The sequence below is a fragment of the Streptomyces sp. Root1310 genome (assembly GCF_001426425.1).
GTDB lineage: Bacteria > Actinomycetota > Actinomycetes > Streptomycetales > Streptomycetaceae > Streptomyces.
Genome location: NZ_LMEQ01000034.1, coordinates 150,636 through 170,722 on the forward strand (window position 1 = coordinate 150,636; position 20,087 = coordinate 170,722).

At 71.3% G+C, this 20,087-nt stretch carries 19 protein-coding genes and 1 riboswitch; of the genes, 9 read left to right on the top strand and 10 right to left on the bottom strand.

The window, feature by feature from the left end:
* Positions 1-21 precede the first annotated feature (21 nt).
* Positions 22-957: a LysR family transcriptional regulator gene (locus tag ASD48_RS38990; protein WP_057606640.1), complete on the bottom strand. Its 936-nt coding sequence runs from the start codon at positions 955-957 to the stop codon at positions 22-24.
* Between the two features lie 106 nt (positions 958-1,063).
* Here ASD48_RS38990 and ASD48_RS38995 point away from each other — a divergent pair, with 106 nt between their 5' ends.
* From ASD48_RS38995 to ASD48_RS39005, 3 genes are all read left to right on the top strand, one after another.
* Positions 1,064-1,909 carry an oxidoreductase gene (locus ASD48_RS38995; RefSeq protein ID WP_057606641.1) on the top strand — a complete coding sequence of 282 codons (846 nt, stop codon included), beginning with the start codon at positions 1,064-1,066 and terminating at the stop codon, positions 1,907-1,909.
* A gap of 193 nt (positions 1,910-2,102) precedes the next feature.
* Positions 2,103-2,693 (top strand): XRE family transcriptional regulator, encoded by a 591-nt coding sequence (locus ASD48_RS39000; RefSeq protein WP_057606642.1) that lies wholly within the window; start codon positions 2,103-2,105, stop codon positions 2,691-2,693.
* Between the two features lie 96 nt (positions 2,694-2,789).
* Positions 2,790-3,710: a class I SAM-dependent methyltransferase gene (locus ASD48_RS39005; protein ID WP_057606643.1), complete on the top strand. Its 921-nt coding sequence runs from the start codon at positions 2,790-2,792 to the stop codon at positions 3,708-3,710.
* 20 nt (positions 3,711-3,730) lie between these two features.
* Here ASD48_RS39005 and ASD48_RS39010 read toward each other — a convergent pair whose 3' ends face one another.
* From ASD48_RS39010 to ASD48_RS39020, 3 genes are all read right to left on the bottom strand, one after another.
* Complete coding sequence (locus ASD48_RS39010; RefSeq protein ID WP_242432863.1) at positions 3,731-5,938, bottom strand: RICIN domain-containing protein; 2,208 nt, start codon at positions 5,936-5,938, stop codon at positions 3,731-3,733.
* Positions 5,939-6,030: 92 nt separating this feature from the next.
* The gene (locus ASD48_RS39015; RefSeq protein ID WP_057606790.1) at positions 6,031-7,416 is read right to left on the bottom strand and encodes a chitinase; all 1,386 of its coding nucleotides are present in this window, start codon (positions 7,414-7,416) and stop codon (positions 6,031-6,033) included.
* Complete coding sequence (locus tag ASD48_RS39020) at positions 7,413-8,696, bottom strand: glycoside hydrolase family 16 protein (RefSeq protein ID WP_057606644.1); 1,284 nt, start codon at positions 8,694-8,696, stop codon at positions 7,413-7,415. Before ASD48_RS39020 ends, ASD48_RS39015 begins: the two co-directional genes overlap by 4 nt.
* A gap of 387 nt (positions 8,697-9,083) precedes the next feature.
* On the opposite strand from ASD48_RS39020, the gene ASD48_RS39025 reads away from it, so the two are divergent.
* The gene (locus tag ASD48_RS39025; RefSeq protein WP_057606645.1) at positions 9,084-9,407 is read left to right on the top strand and encodes an antibiotic biosynthesis monooxygenase; all 324 of its coding nucleotides are present in this window, start codon (positions 9,084-9,086) and stop codon (positions 9,405-9,407) included.
* A gap of 165 nt (positions 9,408-9,572) precedes the next feature.
* On the opposite strand, the gene ASD48_RS39030 is transcribed toward ASD48_RS39025, so the two are convergent.
* Positions 9,573-10,496 carry an oxidoreductase gene (locus ASD48_RS39030; RefSeq protein ID WP_057606646.1) on the bottom strand — a complete coding sequence of 308 codons (924 nt, stop codon included), beginning with the start codon at positions 10,494-10,496 and terminating at the stop codon, positions 9,573-9,575.
* A 91-nt stretch (positions 10,497-10,587) separates the two neighbouring features.
* Between ASD48_RS39030 and ASD48_RS39035 the strand changes: the two genes are divergently transcribed.
* The gene (locus tag ASD48_RS39035) at positions 10,588-11,181 is read left to right on the top strand and encodes a TetR/AcrR family transcriptional regulator (RefSeq protein WP_057606647.1); all 594 of its coding nucleotides are present in this window, start codon (positions 10,588-10,590) and stop codon (positions 11,179-11,181) included.
* A gap of 215 nt (positions 11,182-11,396) precedes the next feature.
* Here ASD48_RS39035 and ASD48_RS39040 read toward each other — a convergent pair whose 3' ends face one another.
* The 3 genes from ASD48_RS39040 to ASD48_RS39050 all read right to left on the bottom strand — a co-directional run bounded on the left by ASD48_RS39040 (position 11,397) and on the right by ASD48_RS39050 (position 13,752).
* Positions 11,397-11,822 carry a VOC family protein gene (locus ASD48_RS39040; RefSeq protein WP_057606648.1) on the bottom strand — a complete coding sequence of 142 codons (426 nt, stop codon included), beginning with the start codon at positions 11,820-11,822 and terminating at the stop codon, positions 11,397-11,399.
* Between the two features lie 48 nt (positions 11,823-11,870).
* Complete coding sequence (locus ASD48_RS39045) at positions 11,871-12,422, bottom strand: YciI family protein (protein WP_057606649.1); 552 nt, start codon at positions 12,420-12,422, stop codon at positions 11,871-11,873.
* Positions 12,423-12,588: 166 nt separating this feature from the next.
* The gene (locus tag ASD48_RS39050) at positions 12,589-13,752 is read right to left on the bottom strand and encodes a serine hydrolase domain-containing protein (protein WP_199876180.1); all 1,164 of its coding nucleotides are present in this window, start codon (positions 13,750-13,752) and stop codon (positions 12,589-12,591) included.
* A 419-nt stretch (positions 13,753-14,171) separates the two neighbouring features.
* On the opposite strand from ASD48_RS39050, the gene ASD48_RS39055 reads away from it, so the two are divergent.
* A complete protein-coding gene (locus ASD48_RS39055; RefSeq protein WP_057606650.1) occupies positions 14,172-15,479 on the top strand; it encodes a PP2C family protein-serine/threonine phosphatase in 1,308 nt (435 codons plus the stop codon).
* Positions 15,480-15,521: 42 nt separating this feature from the next.
* Here ASD48_RS39055 and ASD48_RS39060 read toward each other — a convergent pair whose 3' ends face one another.
* Positions 15,522-15,962 carry an ATP-binding protein gene (locus tag ASD48_RS39060; RefSeq protein WP_057606651.1) on the bottom strand — a complete coding sequence of 147 codons (441 nt, stop codon included), beginning with the start codon at positions 15,960-15,962 and terminating at the stop codon, positions 15,522-15,524.
* 297 nt (positions 15,963-16,259) lie between these two features.
* Positions 16,260-16,796, bottom strand: a complete 537-nt coding sequence (locus tag ASD48_RS39065) for an AAA family ATPase (RefSeq protein ID WP_057606652.1) — start codon at positions 16,794-16,796, stop codon at positions 16,260-16,262.
* 218 nt (positions 16,797-17,014) lie between these two features.
* Here ASD48_RS39065 and ASD48_RS39070 point away from each other — a divergent pair, with 218 nt between their 5' ends.
* The 3 genes from ASD48_RS39070 to ASD48_RS39075 all read left to right on the top strand — a co-directional run bounded on the left by ASD48_RS39070 (position 17,015) and on the right by ASD48_RS39075 (position 20,086).
* Complete coding sequence (locus ASD48_RS39070; RefSeq protein WP_057606653.1) at positions 17,015-17,830, top strand: SAM-dependent methyltransferase; 816 nt, start codon at positions 17,015-17,017, stop codon at positions 17,828-17,830.
* A gap of 166 nt (positions 17,831-17,996) precedes the next feature.
* Positions 17,997-18,106: riboswitch (SAM riboswitch) on the top strand.
* An 18-nt stretch (positions 18,107-18,124) separates the two neighbouring features.
* Positions 18,125-18,256, top strand: a complete 132-nt coding sequence (locus tag ASD48_RS46110) for a putative leader peptide (RefSeq protein WP_267882166.1) — start codon at positions 18,125-18,127, stop codon at positions 18,254-18,256.
* 207 nt (positions 18,257-18,463) lie between these two features.
* Complete coding sequence (locus ASD48_RS39075) at positions 18,464-20,086, top strand: ABC transporter substrate-binding protein (RefSeq protein WP_057606654.1); 1,623 nt, start codon at positions 18,464-18,466, stop codon at positions 20,084-20,086.
* The last annotated feature ends 1 nt before the right edge of the window (position 20,087 follow it).

Consider the following 20,087-nt stretch of genomic DNA (forward strand, 5'->3'; position numbering starts at 1 on the left):
CTCCGGGGCGGGCGAAGGCGTTCATGCTCCGGGCACCCGGTCGCCGCAGGCGGTGGTTCCGACCTCGTTCGCGGCGGCCAGGTAGGCGAGCACGAGGGGCCGTCCGTCGTCCCGGGCGGCGGCCACCGCCAGCCGGGACGGGGAGATGCCCCGGACCGGTACGGCGATCACCTTGTCCCGGACGACCAGCGGAGCGTTCCCGGTGGCCAGCAGCGCGATCCCCTGACCGCCGGACACCGCCTCATGGGTCTCCTCGGCGCTGGCCACCACCCCGCCGATCCGCGGCGGACGACCGCCGCGGGCATCGAGGGCGAGCCAGTAGTCGCGCAACGGGCCGGCCTCCTCGGGCAGGGCGAGGAAGGGCTCCTCCAGCAGGTCGGCGAAGTCCACCTGCCCCTCGGGGTCGGACGCGGCCCGCGCCGCCAAGGGGTGTCCCTCCGGCAGCGCGACCAGGCGAGGCTCGCGGGCCACCACCGCATACCGGTAGCGGTCCTCGTCCGGCAGCGGCAGCCAGACGAAGGCGACGTCGCTGGATCCGTCCGCCAGCCCGGCACTGGGATCCGCCCAGTTGACCTGTCGCAGGACGGGCTGCGCCTGCGGACAGCGGGAGACGAGACGGGTCCGCAGGGCGGGCAGCAGCCCACGGCCCGGGCTGGTGGACATGCCGATCACCAGAGTGCGCCGCTCGGCGGTCTCCGCCTCCCGCACCGCAGCTTCCGCGGCGTGCCAGGCGGCCAGCACCTCGTGGGCGTGCGGCAGCAGCGCCTCCCCCACGGCGGTCAACCGCACCGCCCGCCGGTCGCGTTCGAACAGGACCACGCCCAGTTGCTTCTCCAGCATCCGTATCTGCTTGCTCAGCGCGGGCTGGGAGACGAACAGCCGCTCGGCGGCACGCGTGAAGCTCAACTCCTCAGCCACGGCGGTGAAGTAGCGCAGATCGCGTCCATGGATGTCCATAACTCATGGCTATCACAAGGGGTCTTGGACGCCGCCCCGATGCCCGGCGAAGGATGGAAGCCGCCGGACGGGGAGCCCCGGCCGGCGGACGACGAGGGAGACGAACATGAGCGACAACGCCAAGGTCTGGCTGGTCACCGGCGCAAGCAGCGGTTTCGGGCGGGCCATCGCGGAGGCCGCGGTCGCCGCCGGTGACACGGTGATCGGCACGGCCCGCCGGATCGAGGCGCTGGACGACCTGGTCGCCGCGCACCCGGACCGCGCGGAGGCGATCGGCATGGATGTCACCGACGGCGAGCGCGTCGACGCGGTGGCCGCCGACGTCCTGGCCCGCTACGGGAGGGTGGACGTGGTGGTGAACAACGCCGGCCGCACCCAGGTCGGGGCGTTCGAGGAGACCACCGACCAGGAGCTGCGCGACCTGTTCGAGCTGCACGTGTTCGGTCCGGCGCGGCTGACCCGGGCACTGCTGCCGCAGATGCGGGAGCGGGGCAGTGGATCTGTCGTGAACATCAGCAGCTTCGGCGGTCAGCTGTCCTTCGCCGGGTTCTCCGCGTACAGCGCGACCAAGGCGGCGCTGGAGCAGCTGTCGGAGGGTCTGGCCGACGAGGTGGCACCGTTCGGCGTCAAGGTGCTGATCGTGGAGCCCGGCGCGTTCCGTACCAACCTGTTCGGCAAAGGTGCGGCGTACTTCTCCGAGGAGAACCCGGCGTACGCGGAGAAGGTCGGCGCGACCCGGCGGTTGGTGGCGGGCGGCAACGGCAGCCAGCCCGGCGACCCGGCGAAAGCCGCGGCGGCGATCCGGCTGGCTCTGGACGCCGAGAACACGCCGCTCCGCCTCGCCCTCGGCGGTGACGCGGTCGACTTCCTGACCGGACACCTGGACTCCGTGCGGGCCGAGCTCACCGCGTGGGAGAAGGTCTCCCGGGGGACGGACTTCGACACGGAGTGAGTGGCGGAGTGCAGGTGACGGGTCCCGGGTGACGGTTGCCGGGGGGCCGGCGGGTCCCGTCGCCCCGGCGGGTGCGGCGGATTCGGTGGGTGCGGCGGAGCACCGTTCGGTTCGGCGGCGCAACCTTCGGTCCGGCGGCGCACCCTTCGGTTCGGACACTCACTTCTTGCCGCGGGTGCATACGATGTTGCTCATGACGCAAGAAGCCGGTGAGCTGGAGAGCCTGGTCCGCAAACGCATCCGCGCGCTGCGTCTGGCGCAGGGCTGGTCCCTGGAGGAGCTGGCGGCCCGCGCCCAGGTCAGTCAGTCCACGCTCAGCCGTATCGAGAACGGCAGGCGCCGTCTGGCCCTGGACCAGCTCGTGACCCTCGCCCGCGCCCTGGAGACCTCCCTCGACCAACTGGTCGAGACCGCCACGGACGACGTCGTCTCCAACCCGATCGTCGACGCGGCCCACGGAATGCGCTGGCTCGTCAAGGCGGAACCCGGCGTGACCGTCGTGCGTCAGCGCATGACGGACCCGCCGCCCGACAATCCCTCGCGGATGCGCGCCCACCCGGGCCGCGAATGGCTCGTCGTCCTCTCCGGCACCGCGATCCTGCTGCTGGGCAACCGTCGCTTCCGGATCGAGACCAACCAGGCGGCGGAGTTCCCCACGATGCTCCCGCACGCCATCGGCGCCGCGGGCGGACCGTGCGAGCTCCTGGGCATCTTCGACCGCGACGCCCGCCGCGGCCACCAGCGCGGCGAGGATGCCGGAAAGGCGAACCGCCCGTCACCGTGACCGTCTTCTTGCGTGTCGGGCAATCCAGCGGGCCATCGTCTTGCGCATTCCGCAACGGGCACCGCCCCTCGCTGTCGGCCCGCTTAGCGTGAGCGCATGAACCGCCCCTCCCCGCACCCGACGCACGCCGCCGCGCACCCTCTCCACGAGCGGGAGCAAGTGAACGAACACGAACACGAGCACCAGCACCAGCACCAGCACCAGCACGACGCAGGCGACCAGTCGGAGATCCTCGACCTCGACGCGGAAGTGCTCGCCGAACACATCGCGTCCATCACCGCCTGGCTGCCCGTCCGGACCAGCCCCTCCCGCGTCGTGGATCTGGGCTGCGGGACCGGAGCGGGCACCCTTGCTCTGCTCGAACGCTTTCCCGAGGCCGAGGTGACGGCCGTCGACGTCTCGGACACCCACCTGCACCGCCTGCGGGAGAAGGCCGTCGCGGCCGGAGCGGCAGACCGCGTGCGCATCGTGCAGGCCGACCTCGACGCGCCGGCCTGGCCGGCACTCGGCACGCCGGACCTGGTCTGGGCGTCTGCCTCCCTGCACCACATGGCCGAGCCCGGCCGGGCCCTGCGCCAGGTGCACGACCTGCTGGCACCGGGCGGACTGTTCACGGTCGTCGAGCTGGCGGGTTTCCCCCGCTTCCTGCCCGAGAGCGCCCCGGAGGACGCTCCCGGTCTCGAGGAGCGCTGCCATGCCGCACTCGACCGTCATCACGCCGAGCACCTCTCCCACCGCGGCGCGGACTGGGGAACCGAGCTGGCGAAGGCCGGATTCACCGTCGAGGGCGAACGCACCCTCACCGTCGACATCGGCCCGGCCCGCACCGACGCGGTCGGCCGCTACGCCCTCACCAGTCTGCGCCGCATGCGGGCGGGTGTCGCGTCCGCGCTGACGGCCGAGGACCTGACCGCCTTGGACCGGCTGCTCGACACCGACGGCCCGCACGGCATCGTGCACCGCACCGACCTGGGCGTGCGCACCGAACGAACGGTGTGGGCCGCACGCCGCACCTGACGGCCCGTGGCGGGGTCACCTCACGGGTAGTTCACCAGATTGGCCACGTTGGTGGCGGAGTTGGACGGTCCGCCCCGGTCGTTGATGACGTGCCGGATGGTTCCGGTGCCGCCGAGCGAGACCGTCACCATGTTCTGGAAGCGCACGTTCGGACTGGCCGGCACCTCGAAGGCGTGCTCGGCGGTGACGCTCGGGTTGACGTTGAAGTAGCAGTAGCTGCCGAGCCCGTAGGCCTGATGGCTGGTGACCGAGTTCGCGACCTTGTAGGCGGCGTAGCCCTGGGTGGAACCGTTCATCCAGGCGGCCTGGTTGGGCGGATCGTAGGGCATCTCGTTCTGGTAGAAGTACGTCCGCCCGCCATTGCCGTTCCAGAGGGTCTGGTGCTTCTGGTAGTGCTCGACGAACAGGCCGTACATGGTGACGTCGTCGCCGTTGACGACGAGTCCGGTGTCGGCCGTGTTGGTGGTCCAGCCCACCCCGCTGCCGTGGTCGGCGCGCCATATCCACATGTGGTCGCCGATGACGTCGTCGCTGTTGACGACGAGGCTGGTGGTCGCCTTGCCCACGGCGGCCCCGCCGACCCGGAAGTAGACGTCGTGCAGGGACGTGGGGTTCGCGGTGTGGTCGGCGGCGGCGCCGGCCGGGCCGATCTCCATGAGTGTCTGCGAGTTGGTGGTACCCGCGTCGAAGAGGACGCCGGCGACCTTCACCCCGTCGACGTCGGCGACGGTCATGGCGGTGACGCCGTTGTCCGGGACGAAGGTGGCCAGGCCGAGCCCGAGCACGACGGTGTCGGGGCGGGCCACCCGCAGGGTCTGGTTCAGATGGTAGACACCGGGGGTGACCAGGAGGTTCTTGCCCGCGTCGAGAGCGGCGTTGATCTGTGCGGCGGTCGCGCCCGGCTTGACGACGAAGAACTGGTCGAGGCCGAGCGAGCTGCCTGCGGCGGTCCCGTTCGCCCAGGTGGTGGCCGAGGAGTTGGCCCGCAGGGAGGGGACGAACACCCTGTAGGCGCCGGCGGCGTCCACGTAGAGGAAGGGCTTCTCCCGCACGGTGGGCGTCTGGTTGACCGTGGTGTAGGGCGGGTTGGGGAAGCTGTTGCCGGGGACGCCCTGGCTGCCGACGAAGACCATGTTCCAGTTGGAGCCGGTCCAGCTGCCGAGCTGGGAGTTCCGGGTCAGCCACTGCTGCTGGGTGCCGGACCGCACCTGGCCGTCGATCTTGCTGTCGGCCATGAACCCGCCACTGGACCAGCCGCCGTCGCTCAGCTCCAGGTTGCCGCGGACGTGCATGCGGCGGTAGCCGGAGGCCTGGGACACCGCCCACCGGTCGGTGCCGCCGGTCGGGTTGACCGACAGGTTCTCGGCGCCGCGCCAGAAGTTCTGGGTGGCGTTCTGCGGCGGGAACCAGTCGGCCTCCACATGCACGGCGCCGTTGATGGTGACCGAGTCGGGCGACTGGCCGAGCCCCAGGACCTGGGTGTAGAAGCCGACGTTGACGTCGTTGCTGTACGTGCCGGGCTTGAACATGACCGCGTAGCGCTGGGAGCCGAACTGGTTCGTCTCCTGCTGCTGGAAGATCGAGTTCAAGCGGCTCTGGATCGTGGAGGACGGCATCGAGGGGTCGAAGACGACGACGTTGGGGCCGAGGTCGACGTCCCCGGGGGCGGTGCTCACCGGCGCCACCTGGAAGCGCTGGGCGGCCGTGCCGTTGCAGGTGTACTGCACCAGTTGGACGCTGTCGGCCGTCGAGGCGGACGGGACGTCGAGGCACTTGCCGCTGTTGCGGTTGACGAAGTGGTAGGCGCCGCCGCCCTCGTCGACGGCCTGCCACTGCTGGTTGGCGCCACCGCCGTACGTCCACAGGTGCACGGCCGCGTTGTCGGCGGTGGACACGTCGCTCACGTCCACGACCTGCTGGGCGTCGTTGCGGTTGCCGATCCGCACGAAGCCGTCACCGGTCGCCGTGAAACTCCACTGCTGGGCGGTGCTGTTGTTGCAGGTGTACTGCTGCACGGCGGTGCCGTTCACGGTCGCGGCGGACCGGGCGTCCAGGCATTTGCCGCTGCCGGAGTTCACCACCGTGGACCAGCCGGTGGGCAGGGCGGTGGCCGCGTCGGTCGCGGCCCGGGCGGGGTGGACGCCGGTGAAGAGCGAGACGGCCGTGGCGGCGGCCACGGAGGCCGCGACCCAGGGGCCGGCCAGGGATGGTCGGGGAATGCGGAGCACGTTTTCTCCTGTGCCGCCGGGACGGCGTGAGTGGGGATCGGGGAAGTACCGCGGGGAGGCGGGGTCGGGTCGGCCGGGTGCGCGCGGGCGGGTCAGCCGGCGTACTGGGCGAAGACCCGGGTGAAGTCCCAGGGCTGCTGGGCGACGCCCGAGCAGGTGTCTGCTCCGCCGCCGGTGCAGGGCCGGTCGCGGTTGACCGACCAGAAGGTCAGCCGGGCCAGCTGACGCTGCTGGGCATACGCCAGGATGGTGCGGAAGTCGGCGACGGTCACCGTCTCGCTGTTGTCGGTGATGCCGTTCATCGAGGAGATGCCGGTGCGCCGGTAGGCCTGGTCGTCCGAGTAGCCGTACGCGTTCTTCACCGCGGTCTTGAGTCCCTCGGCGGCCCGGACGGTGAGCTGGCCCATGTTCTGGCCCGCACCGCCGAAGTTGAACGGCATGATCGTCCAGCTGTCCACGGTGAGCCCGGAGGCGGCGGCCCTGCCGATCAGGCTGCTGTCGGGCCCGTTCTGCCCGGTGCCGAAGGTGATGTACACCTTGATGCCGGGGTTGTTGGCCTTCACGGTCTTCAACGCGTCGACCGTACGCTGCTGCACGGTCGGGCTGTCGTACGCCGCCGCCTCGATGTCGATGTCGATCGCCTTGAGCCCGTAGGCGTTGATGACCTTCTGGTAGGCGGCGGCCAGTTCGCCCGCGCTGCCGCAGGAACTCTCCAGCTTGTTGCCGCTCCAGCCGCCGAAGGAGGGGATCACGTCACCGCCGGCTCCCCGGACGGTGTTGACGGTCTGCTGGTCGACTCCCCCGGTCAGCGGGCGGCTGCCGTCCCACTGCGGGTTGCAGTAGCCGTTGCTGAGGACGAAGGCCAGCGTGAACCACTTGACGCCGGTCGCGTTCATCACGGTGGTGGGGCTGGGCGGGCTGCCCCACCCGTTGTAGAGATACGGCGCGACGGCCATGGCGCCCGGTCCGGGCGCCGGTCCTCCGCCGCCGGGCGCCGTCCACTTCTGGTTGGCGGATCCGGTGCAGGTCCAGATCTGGAGCCGGGTGCCGTTGGCGGAGCTGTTGCCGGTGGCGTCCAGGCACTTGTTCGCCTGCGGGTTGACGATGTCCCGGGCGGCGGTGACCGTCCACTGCTGCGCCGCGCTGCCGTTGCAGTCCCACAGCTGGGTCCGGGTTCCGTCGGCGGTGCCGCCCGAGGTCACATCCAGGCACTTGCCCAGCGCGCGGATCGTGCCGTCGTCGCCCACCGTCCACTGCTGGGCCGCGCTGCCGTTGCAGTCGTAGAGCTGGACGGCCGTGCCGTTGGCCGTGGCGGCACCCGCGATGTCGACGCACTTGCCGCCGAGGCCGGTGATCTGCCCGGCGACGGCCGCGGCGCCGCTCGCCGGTGTGCCGTTCAGGCCGGTGAGCAGGGCGGCCGCGGCCGCCGCGCCCAGGGCGCCGCGTACCGCGCGGCGGTGCGGGAACCTCCTGGTCATCGGGTCACCGTCCACTTCTGCTGAGAGGCACCGGTACAGGTCCAGATCTGGAGCCGGGTGCCGTTGGCCGAGCTGCCGCCCGTCGCGTCCAGGCACTTGTTCGCCTGCGGGTTGACGATGTCCCGGGCGGCGGGGACGGCCCACTGCTGGGCGGCGGTGCCGTTGCAGTCCCACAGCTGGACGGGGGTGCCGTCCGCCGTGCCGCCCGAGGCGACGTCCAGGCACTTGCCGAGCGCGCGGATCGTGCCGTCGGCGCCCACCGTCCACTGCTGGGCGGCGGTGCCGTTGCAGTCGTACAACTGAACGGCCGTGCCGTTGGCGCTGTTGGCCCCGGCCACGTCCACGCACTTGCCGGCGAGGCCCGTGATGGGGCCGCTGCCGCCCGGCTGGGCGGTGTCGGTGCTCACCCGCACGTAGTCGACCAGCAGTTGCTGGGGAAAGACCGTGCTGCCGTCGGGGTCGCCGGGCCAGTAGCCGCCGACCGCGAGATTGAGGATCAGGAAGAAGGGCTTGTCGAAGACCCACTGCCGTCCGCCGAGGTCGGCCGGGGTGCGCCGCTGGTAGACGGTGCCGTCGACGGACCAGGTGATCGCGTTCGGGCTCCAGTCGACGGCGAAGGTGTGGTAGGCGTCGGCGAACGCCTGGCCGCCGGGCAGGGTGTACCCGGCGCCGATGCCACCGGAGCCGGAGTATCCCGGGCCGTGCAGGGTGCCATGGACGGTGGCCGGCTCGAAGCCCACGTTCTCCATGACGTCGATCTCGCCCGAGGCGGGCCAGCCGACCTGGCCGATGTCGTTGCCCAGCATCCAGAACGCGGGCCACATGCCCTGCCCGCGCGGGACCTTCATCCGGGCTTCGACCCGCCCGTACGTCGTGGTGAACCGGCCGGCCGTGTTCAGCCGGGCGGAGGTGTACTCACACCGGCCGTACCAGCACTGGTAGTTGCCCGGGTTCTCCCGGCGGGCGGTGATCACCAGATGGCCCTGGCCGTCCAGAGCGGCGTTGCGGTTGCCCGCGGTGTAGTACTGCCGCTCGTGGTTGTTGACGTTGTCACCGGTCTCGGTCTGCCATCGGGCGCCGTCCACGGCGGAACCGGCGGGTCCGTCGAACTCCTCGGAGAACGTGACGGCGGCGGCCGCCCGGGGTGCCGCGGCGGCGCGTGCGGAGGTGTCCTCCGCGGATGGAGACACGCCCAGCGCCGGTCCGGTGGACAGCGACGCGAAGGCGAGCAGCGAGGCCAGCGACAACAGCAGGCGCCGGGGCAGGCGCGGAGAGGCCATGGCTCTCCCTTCCTGGCACATGACGGACGGTCACGACATGGTCATGACATCCGTGGGCGCGGCCGGGCGGCTCACCGCTGACCGCGCCGAATGGGTGGGGGGTGCGAACCGGCCCTGACCCGGGCTTAGTTCACTACGTGATTTAAGAAGTGAGTAATGACCCTGTCAAGAGTTTGGTCTGGACCAGATTCACGGGAGGGGGTTCACCGCGCCGGAGATTCACGGACCCGGATCTACGAGACCGGGTTCGGAGGCTCGGATTCGGAGGCTCGGATTCGGAGGCTCGGGTTCGGAGGCTCGGATTCCGGAGCGGGGCCTCAGGGCCCGGGCCGACGGTACGGAGGGGTGGTCCGTCCCCCGGCGGTCGCCGGAAGGCAGGATGGGGGCATGAGCGTAGTCAAGATCAACGTACTGACCGTCCCGGCGGAACAGCGGGAGACCCTCGAGAAGAGGTTCGCCGCACGGGCCCACGCCGTCGAGAACTCGGACGGCTTCGAGTGGTTCGAGCTGCTCCGCCCGGTCGAGGGCACCGACACCTACCTCGTGTACACGCGCTGGCGTGACGAGGCGTCGTTCCAGGCCTGGCTCGAGGGCCCGATGAAGGCCGCCCACCGGGGCGACACGGAGGGGGAGCGGCCCAAGCCCGCGGCATCGGGCTCCACCCTCTGGTCCTTCGAGGTGGTGCAACAGGCGGCACCGAAGGGCGAGTAGCCGCTCCCGTGGCGGGTGGCCGCCGCGCCGTCCACCCGCCATCGGCCACCGCCCGCCGTCCACCGTCCGCCCGCCGTCCACCGTCCGCCACCGGCCGTCCCGGCGCTGGACGGCCGTCCCGGTCCGCGGCGGGGCGTACCGCTCCGTCGCGGCCTTCCGGGCCTCTCAGGACGTCGGGCCGCTCGCCGTCAGGGCGGGCTCGGGGAAGGTGACGCCGGTCAGCTCCTCGGACACGGTCCACAGCCGCAGTGCGGCGGCCGGGTCACTGGCCGCCGCGGAACGGCCGACCAAAGTCGGCGCACCGCGCATCTCGAAGAGGCCGTCGGGGCCGACATAGCTCGCGCCGGGCAGATCCCGGACCGCGGCGTACAGGGTGGGCAGCGCGCCGGCCCGGCCGTCCTGGGCGATGAGCCGGTTGCCCACCCGCATGAAGAGGCGCCGCAGGAGGCTGGCGTCGTGCCCCTGGAGGTTGGTGGCGGCCCAGCCGGGGTGGGCCGCCACGGCGCGTACGGTCGAGCCCGCCTCGCCGAGCCGCCGCTGGAGTTCGAGGGTGAACAGCAGATTGGCGAGCTTGGACTGGCTGTAGGCCGCCATCGGGGCGTACTCGCCGCTCAGGTCGAGGTTCTCGAAGTGGATGCGGGGACGGCCCGGCATCCTGTGGGCGCCGGACGACAGGACGACCACGCGGTCGGTGACGTACGGCAGCAGCAGGTTGGTCAGGGCGAAGTGGCCGAGGTGGTTGGTGCCGAACTGCGTCTCGAAGCCGTCCTTGGTTCGGCCCTCGGGGACGTTCATGACGCCCGCGTTGTTGATGAGCAGGTCCAGGTCACCGCGCCAGCCGGCGGCGAACTCGCGGACGGAGGAGAGGTCTGCCAGATCGAGCCGGCGCACCTCCACACTGCCCGGTACGGCCGCGGCCGCCGCCTCGCCGCGCCGGGGGTCCCGCACCGCCAGGACCACATGGGCGCCCGCACGGGCCAGCGCCTCGACGGTGGCGAGGCCGAGGCCGCTGTTGGCGCCGGTCACCACGACGGTGCGGCCGGTCTGGTCGGGGATGTCGGTGGTGTTCCAGGACGGGGTGGTCTTCATGTCGTTTGCCATGAGTCCAATGTATGCGCTGCTCACAATGTTGGCAACGATAACAATGTGGGCGCTGCTCACGCCGGGCTAGGCTGAGGGCATGAAAAGCCGCCCCTACCACCACGGAGACCTCCCCGCGGAGCTGCTCGCACGCGCCGAGCAGACCTTGCGCGAGAGGGGATCGGGAGCGCTGTCCCTGCGGGAACTGGCCCGTGACATCGGCGTCAGCCCCGCCGCGCCGAGCCGCCACTTCAAGACCAAGCAGGCGTTGCTGGACGCCCTGGCGCTGACCGGCTTCCAGCGGCTGGCCGCCCTCATCTCGGCGGCCCAGGAAGGCGTCGGCGAGTCGTTCGCGGAACGCCTGGACGCCGCGGCCCGCGCCTACGTCGGTTTCGCCGTGACCAACCCCGCGCTGCTCGACCTGATGTTCTCGGCCAAGCACAGCCCGGAGGCGTCGGAGGCACTGGGCGCGACGGCCCACACGTGGTCCGACCGGCTTCTCGAACTGATCCGCGACGGGCAGCGTCGGGGCGAGGTGCGGCAGGGCGAGCTGGAGCGCGTCGCCCTGCCGATCTTCGCGGCGCTGCACGGCTATGCCGGGCTCACCGTGAGCGGGCTGCTCCCACCGGAGGTCACCGGGCCCGGTCTGGACGACGTGATCGCGTCCGTCCTGCGCGGCTGCGAGCCGGAGTAGGGCCGCGGTGGAACCGCAGTCCTGGAGCCCCAGCCTGGAGCCGCAGCCCTAGAGCCGCAGTGGAACCGCCGTAGAACCGCCGCAGAGCCGTACGGGAGCAGCGGCGTGCCCGCGCCGTGCCCACCGGGGCGACCTGGGCGGCGGGGGGCGACCGCGTCCGGGGCCGCATGGGCAGGGGGGCAGCTCCGGATCGCCGGCCCGGGGCGGACGGGCGTTCAGACGACCGGCTCGCCGATGCCCAGGAGGTTTCCCTCGCTGTCCCGGAACCAGGCCGCCCGCTCCCCCCGCGCTCCCTTGCTCGGGTAGTTCCCGTCGATCTCGGCGATGCCGTCCTTCGTGCCGAACCCGGGCACGTCGACCTCTTCGAACACCACGCCACGGCGCTTGAGCTCCGCCACGACCGCGTCGAGGTCGTCGACCTCCCACCCCATCTGGGTGAAGGTGCCGGGCGAGGCTCCCGTCGACGCGAACAGGGCGAAGTCCGTACCTCCGCATCGGTACAGCAGCCCGCCGGGCCGTTCGTCGACGGGCTCCAGACCGAGCCGCTCGGCGTAGAAGCGCCGGGCCCGGTCCAGGTCCTGGGTGGGAAGCCTGGTCGCCACGCGTCCCCGGGCCAGCATGTTCCTGTCGTCTGCGTTCATGTCTCCACTGTCACGCAGGCCCGCCCCGCACGGAGGGCGACACCGGGCTCATGACGGCCGTCCGCCGAACTGCCAGTCGTGGACTTCGACGTCGGCATACCGGTCCGGGGCCAGGACGGCGCGCGCCGCGTCCGCGTCCGGGGCTCTGAGCAGCACCGCGGTGCCCACCCGGGTGGTCCCGTCGTCGGACAGCAGCGGCCCGTACGCGATCAGCTCGTCCTCGTCGGGCTGCACGACGAGGCCGTCGTCCGTGCCCGGGCCGAGGCCGAGCACCAGGTACCGGTCGCCGCCGCTGCGGCCACCGGGGAAGTCCCACATGGTCCGCCCCAGCGTGTTGCGCCACCGGCGCAGCAGCACGTCCCGGTAGACACCGGCCTGGTAGTTGGGCTCGTCGAAGACGAACGCGCGGGCGGCGGCGACATCCGGGAGGTCGACGATGTGCACGCTGCCGGTGGGCGTGTCGCCGTCGGCGGCGAAGGTCGGACCCCGGGCGATCATCTGTGCCGCGTACCGGTCCATGTAGGACCAGTGCTTCTCGAGCAGTTCGTCGCGCAGGGCGGCGGAGCCGGGCCGGTCACGGTGGTAGCAGAAGAACTCCATACCGGCAGACCCTTCCCAAGTCCGGCCGGTATCTCAACCGGCTTTCGGCGCGGACGAGCACGAGCACGGGCAGGTACGCGGACACGGGCACGGGCTTCCGGGGATCGGTGACTCGATGGTCACTCGGTCCCGGTAGGCCCGTGCCCGACTCGCGGCCGTGGAACGGCTAGTCGCCGCAGAACTCCGCCTCGACGATCTTCATGGGGTCGCCGGCCCAGTCGCCGTTGACGTTGGCGGCGAGGGAGTGGCTGCCGTCCGCCGTGGTGAACGCCACGGAGCCGGAGCCGTGGATACCGCCGCTGTGGCCCCAGATCCGGACTCCGCAGCTCAGCTCGCTCTCGATGAGGCCGAGCCCGTAGCGGCCGCCCACCCTCGCGGCCGGGACGGTCTCCTTCATCTCGGCGAGCTGCGTCGCCGGCAGCACCCGGCCGGTCAGCAGCGCCGCGTAGAAGCGGTTCAGATCACCGGAATCGGAGATGATCTCGCCCGCGGCGTTGGCGACCGACGGGTTGAACTCGGTGACGTCGTAGATCTTGCCCGTGGTGTTCTCGGCGAGTTGTGAGTAGGCCCGGCTGCTCGGCCGGGGCACGGTGGGGCTGGTGCCGGGCATCCGCGTGCCGTGCAGCCCCAGCGGCTCGATGATGCGCCGCCGGACCTCGTCGCCGTAGGAGTTGCCGGTCACCTTGTCGATCAGCAGGCCGGCGAGCACGTAGTTGGTGTTCGAGTAACCCCACGAGGTGCCCGGAGCGAATTCGGGCCGGTGGCCCATGGCGATCTTCAGGAGCTCGCGGGGTGTCCAGGTGCGGTAGCGGTTCTCGAAGAAGTTCCCGGGCAGGAAGATCGCACTCTGGAGGTCCTCGTCGTCCGTGTAGTTGTAGATCCCGCTGGTGTGGTTGAGGAGTTGACGGACGGTGATCCGGCGCCCGTCGTGGCCGTGGCCGCGGACCAGCCCCGGCAGCCATGTGTCGACCGTGTCGTCGAGGGAGAGCCGGTGCTCGGCCTCGAGCTGGAGCAGCACCGTCGCGATGAAGGTCTTGGTGATGCTGCCGGCGCGATACCTGTCCCGGGCGTCGCGCGGGGCGCCGGTCGTGAGGTTGCCGACGCCCGAAGTGGCCTTCCAGACGCCGTGCTTGTCCTTGGCCTGCAGCGCGACTCCCGGTACGCCCTCCTCGACGACGGCGTCCATCGCCCGCCGGGTCGCCTCGTGGCGGCCGGCTGCCGGCCTCGGGTCCGCCGCCGCGGGTACGGCGGTGAGGGCCACGGCCGTCACCGCCATCGCCGCGGCCGCTCCGACGAATCCCTTGCGCAGACGTCCCTGGTGCACTGACATGTGTCGTCCCCGTTCGGCCGGTGGTTCGGTCAGGGGGAGGGACCCGGCGGGCGGAAGGGGGGTTGCCGGGCTTCGGAGGGTTGAGCCGCTTTCGGCCGTTCTCGGCCGGGCCGGCCGGCGCCCGTTCGCGGTGGCCCGGCCGGCCCGCGATGACGCTCCCCCAGCGGTGCGAAGTCGCCCGTCGGCCCCGAACGGTCGGCCCCGAGCGGCCGGGCCGTCGCCACGGCCGGGGAACGGGTCCGGCAACTGTGCTTCGGGCCCGGTAACTTGACGCGCCATCATATAGTTGCGACGGCACGCGGTGCTCCCCTGTCCCCCGCCGCGCGGCCGGCCCCCACTGGAAAGGCACCACCCTGCGGAACCAACCGCGCAGCGACACCGACGACGTCCGCGCCGCTCTGTCCTCGCCCCGTCGGTCGGTGTTCTCCCCCGCCGCCGACGTCATCGGCTCGGAACTGGATCTGCTGATGACCGGCAGCCATGTCGTGCACGCGCTGACTCCCGGATTCTGCGACGCGGCGTCCCTCTACCTGCTGGAGAGGTGGCGTGTCGAGGAGAACGCGCACGTCGGTGTGGACGCGCCCCGGATCGAGGCACGCCGGATGGCACTGCGTGTCGGGCCCGGCGCGCGGGAGGACTGGGAGGGCATGCTGCCGGTCGGCGAGGTGATCGCCTTCCCCCGGGACACGCCGTACGCCCGCGCGCTCACCGCGGGGCACGCGCAGATGCTGGACGCGGTGGACCCGCACACGTCCGAGCGGCTCATCGCCTCAGGGGACGGCGAGGCCCGCGTCTGCGACCTCCTGAACGTGGCGGCCTTCCTCGTCGTCCCGCTGCGGCTGCGGGACCTGTCGATCGGCTTCGTCACGTGCACCCGGGGACCGGGCCGTGCGCCGTTCGGCCCGGCGGACGTGGCCGCCGTGGAGGCACTGGCCGCGCGGGCCGCCGTGGCCCTCGACAACGCGCGCCGCTACGAGCGCGAGCGCCGGACCTCCCTGGCGATCCGCAACAGTCTGCCGCCGGGCACGGAGCAGGAGTTCGGCGGTTGCCGCACGGCGCACGGCTGTCTGCCCGCCGGGCAGGGCAACCTCGTCGGCGGTGACTGGTTCGACGTGCTGAAGCGGCCGGGCGACCGGGTCAGTCTGATCGTCGGGGACGCCATGGGGCACGGTCCCGAGTCCGCCGTCGCGATGATCCAGCTGCGCACCGCCGTCCGTACCCTGGCGGCGCTCGACATCCCCGCGGCCGACCTCATAGGACGGCTCGACACGCTCGCCGGCGACTCACCCGGCGTGTCCTTCGCGACCTGCATATACGCCGAGTGGGATGCCCGGCGGCGCACCTGCACCCTGGTGGGGGCGGGCCACCCTCCCCCGCTGTTGCGCGGCCCGGACGGCCGCACCGCTCCGGTCAGGCTGACCGGGGCGGGGCTGCCCCTCGGGCTCGGGGCGGGCAGCTACGAGGAGACCGTGCTGAGCGTGCCGGATCCGGCCCTGCTGGTGCTCTACAGCGACGGTCTGGTGGAGTCCCGCGACGCCGACATCGACCAGGAGATCAGCCGCCTCGCGCGCACCGTGGACGCGGCGGCCGCCGTCGAGCCCGTGGACGGCGACGGTCAGGACGCGCTGCCGTCCCTGTGCCGTCGGCTCCTGCACGCCCCGTCCGGCGCGGCCGGAGCCGACGACCGCACCCTGCTGCTGGCCGAACTGACCCCGGCCGGGTGCTGAGTCGCCGGTCCCGGGCGGCGCGTGCCGGGTTCCCGGGGCCGCTCAGTCCGTCATGGTCGCCCACACCGCGTTGCCGCCGGTGAGCCTCGACCGGGCGACTCCCCAGTTCTCGGCGAGCTGCTCCACGAGGAAGAGGCCGCGGCCGCCCTCGTCGTCCGGTCCGGGCTCGCAGCGGGGCAGGCCCCGTCCCGTACGGTCGTGATCGTGCACCTCCAGGCGCAGCCGCCCGTCCGTGACGAGTCCTACGCCGCACAGGAAACGGGCGCCGAGTGTGTGCCGTACGGCGTTGGTGGCCAGCTCGGACACGAGCAGCACGGTGTCCGCGCACAGCTCGCCCGGCAGCCGCCAGGCGGTCAGCCGCGCGCTCATGGCGCGGCGGGCCACCGAGACGCTGGAGCGGTGTGCCGGGAGTTCGATCCAGTGCGTCCGGTCGGGACTCCAGGTGTCCAAGGACCGGGGTGAGGACGTCGTGTGGGGGGACACGATGGTCGCCTTCCGTGGGGGGCGGCAGCAGCCTGAGGCGGGGAACGGTGAGCGACGGACCTACGGGGAGGGGGTGCTCCGTAGGGTCCCGGTGCCGCGATCGCCCGAGCGGACCAACTCCTGTGTGGGTGTCAGGGGGTTGGCGGGGGAACGCTCGAGTCCGGCAGCACGCTTCACACAAGTAATCATGCTCGCAACGAAGTTCAAGCTGCAACCGACTGCCTGATAATTCCAGCGCCCGGCATCCCTCCGGTTGCTCGCGTAAGTCGCCGTCGGGTGCGCGTCGGTGACGTTGCCTCAGGAGTTTTCCCGGGCGGGAAGCCGGTCGAGGCCTGTGTCGAGCATGATGCGGTCTACGGTCCACGGGAGCGTGCTGTCGGCGCCGATGACTGTCTCGACACCGCCCGGCAGCAGATCGAGCTCTCGGTACCAGGCGCGCAGGTCCGCCTCGGCGACCTCGTGGGCGATGGGCTTCGTGGCGTGACGCACCAGGGTCTCGGCGAGCGGCACATGAAGGTAGTAGCAGTGGGTCGGGCCGCGGTGCTCCCTGCGCAGTCGTTCGAGCATGGGCCCGTACCGGTCGGCGTGGAGGATGCCCTCCAGGACGACGTGGTAACCGGCGTCCAGGGCATAGCGGGCGACGGCCTCGATGAGCCCGATGTTCGCCGCGCCGGGCCGGTCGTGCTCGCGCAGCACGACCCGGCGGAGGTTGTCCTGCCCGACCAGGGCCAGGCCCCGGCCGAACCTCTCGCGGAGACCGGCCGCCACCGCCGACTTGCCCGAGGCGCTGTTGCCGCGCAGGACGACCAGCCGGGTCTCTGGGGTGCCCACCATCACGCGGCCCACGCTACCGGCCCGGCCGACTTCACCGCGCGGACGGCGTGCCCGACGGTACGGCCGGTCCACCCGGCAGGGGCACGTGGACCCGGAGGCCTCCGCCAGAGCACTGTTCGAATCGACCGAAAATGTGAACGGGTGTACGTGCCGGGGTCGTTGGGACGTAAGTTGTGGCTCGAACTGCCCACGCCTCGGCCGAAAGACGGACGCCCCTCATGACCGACCATGTGACCACGCCCGGTTCAGCGGCACCTCAGAAGATCGACACCTCGGTGCCGCACTCGGCACGCATCTGGAACTACTGGCTGGGCGGGAAGGACAACTACCCCGTCGACGAGCAGGCCGGTGACGCCTACACCGCCGTGTTCCCCGGCATCGTCACCATCGCGCGCAGCAGCCGCGCGTTCCTGCGCCGCAACATCACGTTCCTGGTCTCCGAGGCGGGCATACGGCAGTTCCTCGACGTCGGAACCGGCCTGCCGACCGCGGACAACACCCACGAGGTAGCCCAGCGTCTCGCCCCCGAGACCAGGATCGTCTACGTCGACAACGACCCGCTGGTCCTGGCCCACGCCCGCGCCCTGCTCTACTCCACCCCGGAGGGCGCGACCTCCTACGTCGACGCCAACGTGCTGGACCCGGAGCGCATCCTGGCGCGCGCCGCGGAGACGCTGGACTTCAGCCGCCCCACCGCGCTCATCCTCAGCAACATCCTGGGTCACGTCGCCGACCACGACCAGGCCCGGTCCATCGTCACCACGCTGATGGCGGCGCTGCCGTCCGGCAGCTACCTCTCCGTCAACGACGGTTCGCGGGGCATCGACCCGGTCTTCGAAGAGGCCCAGGACGCCTACAACGAAAGCGGCGCCGTCCCGTACAACCTGCGCTCCGTCGACGAGATCACGGCGTACTTCGACGGCCTGGAGCTCCTCGAGCCCGGAGTCGTCTCGGTCCCCCTCTGGCGCCCGGAGTCCACCTCCCCCGCCCCCGTCGTCATCGGCGAGCACGGCGGCCTCGCCCGCAAGCCGTAACCGCCCGCGCCGCCCTCCCCACCGGACGGGCGGGCGGCACGCACGGACACGGCTCCGCCGCACCCGCCGTCACCGCCGCACCGGCGGTGACGGCGGGTGCGGCGGAGCCGTTCAACTCTCCTACCGATATTGACGGATAATGTCAGTACTCCGTAAGATCGACCCCGGCATTGAGTGTCAGCGTCAAGCCCTGGCTAGCTGACCGGCAACCCTCCTCCGCGGTGGGGTGCTCCAGGTGAAAGCCCGGCAGGGTCACCGACTCTGCAAGCGCGTGGCCCTGTTCAGGGGCCTGAGATGGGGAGGACCAGCGTGCGGCACAGCGGCAACCTGAGCGCCTCGATCGCGACCGCGGCTCTGTTCTCCGGATTCTCCCGCCGCCGCCACATCGACCTGCGGCGTTCCGCCAGCTGTCTGTGTCAGGGCTGATCACGCCCCACACCGCAGGCTGACCCCCGCCCACGGCGCGGTCACGCCGTCATCGACGTCGCCGTCGACACCCTCGTCGGCGCCCCCCTCCCCCTGAACAGTTCTGAGCAGTGCCGCCCCGTGCGGGGCCGGCACCCTCCGCGCATCGCCATGGCCGCGTGTCGCGCCGGCATGTGCGCGGTGACCTTGGAGTAGGAGAACCATCCCGTGACAGCGCATCCGGATTCCCGTACCCCCCGGTGGGCGGCGCTCGCCGCACTCGTGACCGGCAGCCTTCTGCTCAGCGCCTGCTCATCCAGCGGCAGCGGCAGCGCGAGCGGCGCGGGCGGCAGCCCGAGGTCGGGTGGCACCCTCACCTTCGCGGTGGGTTCCGACGCCGGCTGCGTGGATCCGCAGCAGGTGGGCAGCAACGACACCATCTACTCACTGCGCCAGGTCGTGGACTCCCTGACCGACCAGGACCCCAAGACCGGCAAGATCGTGCCGTGGCTCGCGAAGAGCTGGGACATCAGCTCGGACACGACGACGTTCACGTTCCACCTGAGATCAGGGGTGACCTTCAGCGACGGGACACCGCTCACCGCGCAGGTGGTCAAGGACAACTTCGACGCGGTGCCCAAGCTCGGCGCCCTCGGCACACTCGCCCAGGGGTACCTGAGCGGCGTGGAGAGCACCACCGCCGTCGACCCGCTCACCGTGCGGGTGAGGTTCAAGCAGCCCAACGCCCAGTTCCTGCAGGCCACGGCCACGCACTCGCTGGGGATCGAGTCGTCGGCGAGCGTCCACAGAAGCCCGCAGGAGAAGTGCAGCAAGGGAGTGGTCGGCTCCGGGCCGTTCGTGCTGAACGGATATGTGCAGAATCAGTCGATCACCCTGGCCAAGCGTGCCAAGTACGCCTGGGGTTCCTCCCTGTGGACCAAGCAGGGCGAGGCCTACCTGGACAAGCTGGTGTTCAAGGTGGTGCCCGAGGCGGGCGTGCGCACCGGCAGCCTCCAGTCCGGCCAGGTGGACGCGATCGGCAGCGTCGGTCGGGCCAACGAGGCGGCGCTCAAGGGCGGCGCGGTGAACCTCCAGGCACGGGCCAACCCGGGCGTGGTGTTCAACCTGGGCCTCAACAACTCCCGTCCGCTCTTCAAGGACGCGAAGGTACGGCAGGCGATCCTGTTCGCCATCGACAGGCAGCAGATCGTCGACGCCGTCTTCCCGACCGGCACCGAGCCCGCGACCAGTATCCTGGCGCACACGACACCCGACTACACCGATCTCGGCTCCGACCTGACCTTCGACGCCGCCAAGGCCAAGTCACTGCTGGAATCCGCCGGTTGGCAGGCGGGCGGCGACGGCGTCCGGGTCAAGGACGGCAAGAAGCTGAGCCTGACCGTCAAGTGGTTCGCCAACGCGGCCACCAACCAGCCCGCGCTGGAACTGATCCAGCAGCAACTCAAGGCCGTCGGCGTCGAGGTGGTGCTCAAGCAGCTCCAGATCGCCCAGTTCTCCCCCACCCTGCAGTCCGGTGACTTCGACGCGGTGTGGGGCAACGTGACCCGCGCCGACCCGGACATCCTGCGCAGCTCGTACTCCACCCAGCTGGCCAACTTCTACCACCTGCCGGCCGGCCCGCTGGACACCGCGCTGACCCGGCAGGCGGCGACGACCGACGCGGCGAAGCGCAAACAACTCGTCACCCAGGCACAGCAGTTGATCGTGCAGAACGCCTACGTCGTACCCGTGGTGGAGCTTCAGACCCAGCTGGGGGTGGCGAAGAAGGTGCACCACCTCGACTTCGAGGCCTCCAGCCGGATCCAGCTGCACGACACCTGGATCGGATAGC

Coding starts and splice junctions, on each gene's coding strand:
- ASD48_RS38990 (WP_057606640.1), bottom strand. CDS start 957: ATGGACATCCATGGACGCGATCTGCGCTACTTCACCGCCGTGGCTGAG.
- ASD48_RS38995 (WP_057606641.1), top strand. CDS start 1,064: ATGAGCGACAACGCCAAGGTCTGGCTGGTCACCGGCGCAAGCAGCGGT.
- ASD48_RS39000 (WP_057606642.1), top strand. CDS start 2,103: ATGACGCAAGAAGCCGGTGAGCTGGAGAGCCTGGTCCGCAAACGCATC.
- ASD48_RS39005 (WP_057606643.1), top strand. CDS start 2,790: ATGAACCGCCCCTCCCCGCACCCGACGCACGCCGCCGCGCACCCTCTC.
- ASD48_RS39015 (WP_057606790.1), bottom strand. CDS start 7,416: ATGACCAGGAGGTTCCCGCACCGCCGCGCGGTACGCGGCGCCCTGGGC.
- ASD48_RS39020 (WP_057606644.1), bottom strand. CDS start 8,696: ATGGCCTCTCCGCGCCTGCCCCGGCGCCTGCTGTTGTCGCTGGCCTCG.
- ASD48_RS39025 (WP_057606645.1), top strand. CDS start 9,084: ATGAGCGTAGTCAAGATCAACGTACTGACCGTCCCGGCGGAACAGCGG.
- ASD48_RS39030 (WP_057606646.1), bottom strand. CDS start 10,496: ATGAAGACCACCCCGTCCTGGAACACCACCGACATCCCCGACCAGACC.
- ASD48_RS39035 (WP_057606647.1), top strand. CDS start 10,588: ATGAAAAGCCGCCCCTACCACCACGGAGACCTCCCCGCGGAGCTGCTC.
- ASD48_RS39040 (WP_057606648.1), bottom strand. CDS start 11,822: ATGAACGCAGACGACAGGAACATGCTGGCCCGGGGACGCGTGGCGACC.
- ASD48_RS39045 (WP_057606649.1), bottom strand. CDS start 12,422: ATGGAGTTCTTCTGCTACCACCGTGACCGGCCCGGCTCCGCCGCCCTG.
- ASD48_RS39050 (WP_199876180.1), bottom strand. CDS start 13,752: ATGTCAGTGCACCAGGGACGTCTGCGCAAGGGATTCGTCGGAGCGGCC.
- ASD48_RS39065 (WP_057606652.1), bottom strand. CDS start 16,796: ATGGTGGGCACCCCAGAGACCCGGCTGGTCGTCCTGCGCGGCAACAGC.
- ASD48_RS39070 (WP_057606653.1), top strand. CDS start 17,015: ATGACCGACCATGTGACCACGCCCGGTTCAGCGGCACCTCAGAAGATC.
- ASD48_RS46110 (WP_267882166.1), top strand. CDS start 18,125: ATGGGGAGGACCAGCGTGCGGCACAGCGGCAACCTGAGCGCCTCGATC.